Here is a 5746-nt window from a genome sequence, read left to right on the forward strand (position 1 = left end):
ATGAAAAGCCGGTCCCCGTTTACGGCGATGGAAAAAACGTGAGGGACTGGCTCTTCGTCGAAGACAACTGCAGGGCGATTGATCTGATCCTCCATCGCGGAAGGACCGGTGAGGTCTACAACGTCGGAGGTAATGCCGAAAGGAAAAACATCGAGATCGTGAAGAAGGTTCTCGCGATCCTGGGTAAGGACGAGTCCTTCATCACCTTCGTCAAAGACAGGCCCGGGCATGACTACCGCTATGCCCTAGACAACGGAAAGATAGAGCGTGAGCTCGGCTGGAGGCCGTCCGTAGACATCGATTCGGGATTGGAAAAGACCGTCGACTGGTACAAGAAAAACGAGTGGTGGTGGAGACCGCTCAAGGATAGATTGGCCTCTGAGAGTGCCGGATTCTGGACGAGGAAATGACCGGCGGGAATCGGGCGTCGTGAAGAAGGATAATCGAGAGTGAAAATCCTCGTTACCGGCTCGAAGGGCATGCTCGCCCACGACCTCATCCCCCTCCTCAGGGAGTCGCATGAGGTCGCCGCATTCGACCTCGATCTCGATATCACCGTCCGGAGGGATGTCTCGGAGGCGGTACGGCGCATCGCTCCTGACAGGGTCATCAACTGCGCGGCTTACACGCAGGTCGACAAGGCTGAGGAAGAGAGAGAAAAGGCGTTCCTCGTAAACGGCCTCGGCGTCCAGAACCTCGCGCTCGCATGCGCGGAGGGCGGCATACCGCTCTGTCAGGTGAGCACCGACTACGTCTTTGACGGCGAGAAAGAGACCCCCTACACTCCCTTCGATAACACAAACCCGATCAGCGTCTACGGCGAGTCAAAGCTGGCGGGAGAGAGATACGCCGAGTGGATACTGAGCCGATTCTACATCATCAGGACGAGCTGGCTCTACGGGAAAGGCGGGAAGAACTTCGTCGAGACGATTAGGAGAATCGCGCGGGAACGTCCCGAGATACGGGTCGTGGATGACCAGAGGGGGTCCCCCACCTCTACGGTCTCTCTTTCCCGTGCGATAAAAAGCCTCATCGAGACGAACGCATACGGCATCCACCATTTTACCGACCGGACAGACGGCGGCATAAGCTGGTTCGACTTCGCGGGGGAGATCGTGAGAGTATCCGGTCTCCCCGCCCGCGTCCTGCCGATAAAGACTGAGGAGTACCCGCTCCCCGCGAGGAGGCCGAAATATTCGGTCCTCGATCTATCGCTCTTTCCGGCAGCTGCCGGATTCGAGCCCGTAGACTGGAAGGCCGCCCTCAGAGATTATCTTGCAACGTAAAAGACCCCGGCTTTTACGTTACTGTTTTTCTATTCTGAATGTGTAGGTGAGACGGACCGATCCGGATTGAGGGTTGGTCCACATGAGACAGAAGTATTGTTTCCTGTCGGGATAGAACCTGCCCTCCTCGCCGGCTGTATTGTCCTTCGTGACCGGATAGGTGATCTTGGCGCCTTCGTGATAATGGATATTGAAGTTTACGGGCCCTTCCGTCTTGAACGAATAGTACAACACGTCGGTCTGGATGAGTTCCATGCAATCTTCATGGACCTTGGACGGTGCTAGGGTAACTTCCGATTCATTTTTCACCTGCATCGGACTACACGCAACGACAACGAGAATCAAAAGACAGGTCAATACCACGGCTTCAAGAATCTTCAGCATCGTTCGCCTCCTTTTCGTCTGCATTTGGGAACCTCTTTCGAGAGAGAAGTCACCGTCTTCAATCAGATTATAAGACAGATTTATCGGCGAGTCCAGAATTGTTTCGACGACGCGCCTGACATCATCGTGCCGAGGCCGCGGCATCCCGCAGGGCGTCTTCAAACCGGAGTGCTATGGCGTCCCAGGAGAAGTTTCTCGCATAACTCTTCCCTTGCCGGCCGAGACGGAGCCTGAGCGACTCGTCTCTCAGGAGAAGATCGAGTTTTTCCGCGAGATCGGGAACGGAGCCCGACCGAAAGCTCAGACCGAAGCCTTCTTCCGCCACAAACGCCAATTCGGGGATGTCGCTCACGAGGACCGGTTTCCCGCATGCGGCCGCTTCGAGGATGCTGATGGGGGAAGATTCATGCCGGGACGGCAGGACAAAGACCTCCGCGCCTGAAAGAAGACGGAGCTTTTCCTCCCCGGTCACGAAGCCCGCATAACTCACCCTGTCCCTGACCGCAGGAGAGAGCTTCGAGACGAGACCATCAAAGGCATCGAACTGGTATCCCGCGAGAACGAGTCTTGAATCCGGATAGGCGCGGCCCGTCTCTTCGAAGGCCTTTGCGAGGAGATCGAGGCCCTTCGTATAGACATCGATCCTGCTCATGAAGAGGATATACCCGTCGCCTTTACCGGATGTCCCGAGGAGTTCGTCATTTATCCCATTCGGTATGACCGCACAGGATTCCACGTTATCCCCCGCCCTCCCCAGCACCTTTCTCTTTGTCACCTCCGAGACGAAGATGAACCGGTCATGGACTTTCGGATAAAGCCATTCCACTGCAAACATCGGAAGGGAGACAAGAGGGTTAAACTTCCTGAGTGAATGCCCTTCCATGATCCCCTGGACCTGCAGCAAGACCGGCGTCTTCGTGAGGAACCGTGAAAAGAATGGGGTGGAGGGAAGGAAATTCTCGACAATGACATCGAAGGAATCGCCGTGCCTGCGGACATACGTTACGGCTTTCCTGACGTATGAGAAGACACTCCGTATGAGGCTTTCGCTTTCGGTCCCGACAAAGACACGCCGTATGCCGTCAACGTCACCATCATGCGCACCCGGGAATTTCATCGAAAGGAGGGTTATATCATGGCGATCGGACAGCCTCCGGTAGATCTCATATGCCCTGACCCCGGCTCCCCCGAAACCGAAGGGGCTCTCAGGGGCCTCATAGATGAGCTGGAGGATTTTCATGACGAACAGGCATCTCTTCGCTCACCGGCTCCCGTTCTCCTCTTTCTTCTTCGGACCCTCCTCCTCTTTTTCTTCCTTCTTTTCCTTGAGCGCCTCGGATATCTCGGTGAGGCGCTTCATGACGAGGTAATTGACCGTGCCCTCCGGATAGGCGCCGTCTTTCCCGAACTCGCCCGCGGGCATTCCTGTGAGAATCTCGATCCCTTCCTCAACGACATCTATGGGATAGATCGAGAATCTGCCGTCCTTGACGGCGTCTACGACGTCTTTCTTGAGCATGAGGTTCTTCACGTTCCGCCTCGGGATGATGACCCCGTGGCTCCCGTCGAGTCCTCTCAGTCTGCAGAGATCAAAAAAGCCCTCGACCTTCTCGTTCACTCCCCCTATCGGCTGAACAAGGCCGTTCTGATCCATCGACCCGGTGACGGCGAGGTTCTGCTTCAGGGGAACGCCGGAAATGCTGCTGATGAGGGCATAGAATTCAGCGCAGGTGGCGCTGTCCCCCTCGACCATGTCGTATAGCTGCTCGAAGGTTATGGATGCGGAAAGGCTTATCGGCCTTTGGCGGGCATACATGCTGCCGAGGTAGTTCGTCAGGATGAGTATCGCCTTCTCATGGATCTTTCCGCTCATCTTCGTCTCCCGCTCGATGTTCACGACGCCCGCCTTTCCTATATAGGTCCTTGCCGTGATCCGCGAAGGCTTTCCGAAGCTGTAGTCACCGAGGCCGAGGACGGCGAGCCCGTTTATCTGTCCCGCCTTTTCTCCTGACGTATCGACGATGAGCGAGCCCTCTATCGTCATTTCCCGGAGCCTCTCCTCTATCCTGTTGCTCCGGTAGATCCTCTCCTCGAGCGCCCTCTCGACATGCTCGATCTTCACGATGGCGCTTCCCGCCGTCTTCGCCCAGTAGGTGGCTTCTCTCACGAGGTCGGCGACATCGCTGAACCTTGCGGAGAGCTTTTCCTGATGTTCGGAGAGCCGCGAGCCGTATTCGACCACTTTCGCCACGCCCGATCTGTCGAAGTGGAGCAGTCCCTCGCCCTTGCAGACCATCGAGACGAAGCTGGCATACTTCTGGATGTTCTCTGCGGACCGCTCCATCCTGCTGTCGAAATCGGCCTTCACCTTGAAGATCTCCCGGTATTCCTCATCGAGGTTATACATGAGGTAATAGAAATTGGGACTGCCGATGAGTATCACCTTGATATCGAGCGGTATCGCCTCAGGTTTGAGGGTCGTCGTCGATATGAGCCGGTATTGTTCCCAGACGTCCTCGATCTTTATCTCCCTGTTCCTGAGCGACCGTTTCAGCGCGTCGTAGGAAAAGAGGTTCCTGAGGAGGTCGAGGACATCGATGACGAGATACCCGCCGTTCGCCCTGTGGAGGGCGCCGGCCTTGATCATCGAAAAATCGGTCACCGCGATCCCGTACTGGAATTTGTGCTCTATGCTCCCGAAGAGGTTGTAATACGTCGGATTGCTCTCGAACACGCAGGGCGCGCCCTTCTGGTCCTTATTATTCACGAGGACGTTCACGACATATCTCGTGAAGGTCGGCTCTGTCTTCTGCATCTTCATGAAGGGCAGAGGCGGCGGCGTCTCTTCGGAGGTCTTGAAGTCATCGAGGTGGTCGAGGATGTCCTCTCTCACCTCTTCGCAATAGGAGATGATCTTCTCATGCTCTGTGTATTTCTTCCTGACGTCATCGATGAGGTGCCCCACGGCCGAGAGAGCCGCCTCCCGCTCGAGCTTGAGGAGGAGCTCCTTGAGGAGCTTTTCGCCGTCCCGGACCGCCCTGACGACATCGTCCAGCTTCTCCTGGAGGATCTTGCCTATCTCCTCGACCTTCTTCTTCGTCTCCGCGTCGAGCGCCTCGAACTCTTCCTCGGTAAGGGGTTCCCCCGCCTTCTTCACCGGCACGATGACGAGTCCGCTCACGGTCTTCCGTATCGAGAAGCCCTTTGCCTGCGCCTCTTCCTCAAGGCCGCCGAAAAGGTCCCTCTGTTTCTTCTGGAACTCTTCCGCCAGCTTGTTCTTCTGCTTTTCGTATTCTTTCGACTCGAATACCTTCGGTATCTCGACCCTCAGGTTCTTGATCAGTTCTTCCATGTCCTTCTGGAAGATAACCGCCTGCCCGGGAGAGAGCGAGACCGCCATCGGGGTGTCGGGGCTCTTGAAATTATAAACGTAGCACCAGTCCGAAGGGACCGGCTTCGTGAGGGACTGCTTCTCGAGGATCGTCTTAATGGTCGACTTCCTCCCCGTCCCGTTTTCCCCGAGGAGGAATATGTTGAATCCCGAGCTGTCCAGGCTGAGGCCGAAATCGATGGCGTTCAGCGCCCTTGCCTGCCCGACCGTTCCTTCAAGAGGAGCAAGTTCCTCTGTCGTCTCAAATGAGAGTACCGCTTCATCGCAACACCTGTAAAGATCTTCGACGCCGAGACTCTTTGCCATCATTCACCTCCGGAAGAAATCAAGATTGAGAGTACACAGAACCATGACGGGGCTCCCTCTCCGTGCCGCTCCCTGAAAACCCCATGAACCGCTACGCCCTCGGATGATGCTCACGGTAGACCTTGCGCATCCGCTCCGTCGTCACCTTCGTGTATATCTGGGTCGTCGCTATATCGGAATGGCCGAGCATCTTCTGGAGAGACCTCAGGTCGGCGCCGCCGTCGAGGAGATGCGTCGCAAAGCTGTGCCGGATCGTGTGCGGTGATATCTCGATGCCGAGTTCCCTCCCGTAAGCCTTCATCGCCTGCCAGAATCTTTGACGCGTCATCGGCCCTCCCCTGCTCGTCAGGAAAATATGCTCCGAAATGCGCCCTTTAAG

Annotated in this window: 6 protein-coding genes; 2 read left to right on the forward strand and 4 right to left on the reverse strand. The window is 56.2% G+C overall.

The window, feature by feature from the left end; all coding sequences use genetic code 11:
- Both VEI96_13565 and rfbD read left to right on the forward strand, forming a co-directional pair.
- A partial coding sequence (locus VEI96_13565; GenBank protein HXX59022.1) for a GDP-mannose 4,6-dehydratase occupies window positions 1-410 on the forward strand: 410 nt, incomplete at its 5' end.
- Between the two features lie 39 nt (window positions 411-449).
- Complete coding sequence (gene rfbD, locus VEI96_13570) at window positions 450-1286, forward strand: dTDP-4-dehydrorhamnose reductase (GenBank protein HXX59023.1); 837 nt, start codon at window positions 450-452, stop codon at window positions 1284-1286.
- An 18-nt stretch (window positions 1287-1304) separates the two neighbouring features.
- On the opposite strand, the gene VEI96_13575 is transcribed toward rfbD, so the two are convergent.
- From VEI96_13575 to VEI96_13590, 4 genes are all read right to left on the reverse strand, one after another.
- Complete coding sequence (locus tag VEI96_13575; GenBank protein ID HXX59024.1) at window positions 1305-1670, reverse strand: hypothetical protein; 366 nt, start codon at window positions 1668-1670, stop codon at window positions 1305-1307.
- A gap of 121 nt (window positions 1671-1791) precedes the next feature.
- Window positions 1792-2910 (reverse strand): glycosyltransferase family 4 protein, encoded by a 1119-nt coding sequence (locus VEI96_13580; protein ID HXX59025.1) that lies wholly within the window; start codon window positions 2908-2910, stop codon window positions 1792-1794.
- Window positions 2911-2931: 21 nt separating this feature from the next.
- The gene (locus tag VEI96_13585) at window positions 2932-5370 is read right to left on the reverse strand and encodes an ATP-binding protein (GenBank protein HXX59026.1); all 2439 of its coding nucleotides are present in this window, start codon (window positions 5368-5370) and stop codon (window positions 2932-2934) included.
- 88 nt (window positions 5371-5458) lie between these two features.
- Window positions 5459-5746: tyrosine-type recombinase/integrase (locus VEI96_13590; GenBank protein ID HXX59027.1), on the reverse strand; the 288-nt coding region annotated here is incomplete at its 5' end.

The sequence above is a fragment of the Thermodesulfovibrionales bacterium genome (assembly GCA_035622735.1).
Taxonomy (GTDB): domain Bacteria; phylum Nitrospirota; class Thermodesulfovibrionia; order Thermodesulfovibrionales; family UBA9159; genus DASPUT01.

What these genes read in the sequence shown, in the direction of transcription:
- VEI96_13575 (HXX59024.1), bottom strand. Translation starts at nt 1,670, where the DNA reads ATGCTGAAGATTCTTGAAGCCGTGGTATTGACCTGTCTTTTGATTCTC.
- VEI96_13580 (HXX59025.1), bottom strand. Translation starts at nt 2,910, where the DNA reads ATGAAAATCCTCCAGCTCATCTATGAGGCCCCTGAGAGCCCCTTCGGT.
- VEI96_13585 (HXX59026.1), bottom strand. Translation starts at nt 5,370, where the DNA reads ATGATGGCAAAGAGTCTCGGCGTCGAAGATCTTTACAGGTGTTGCGAT.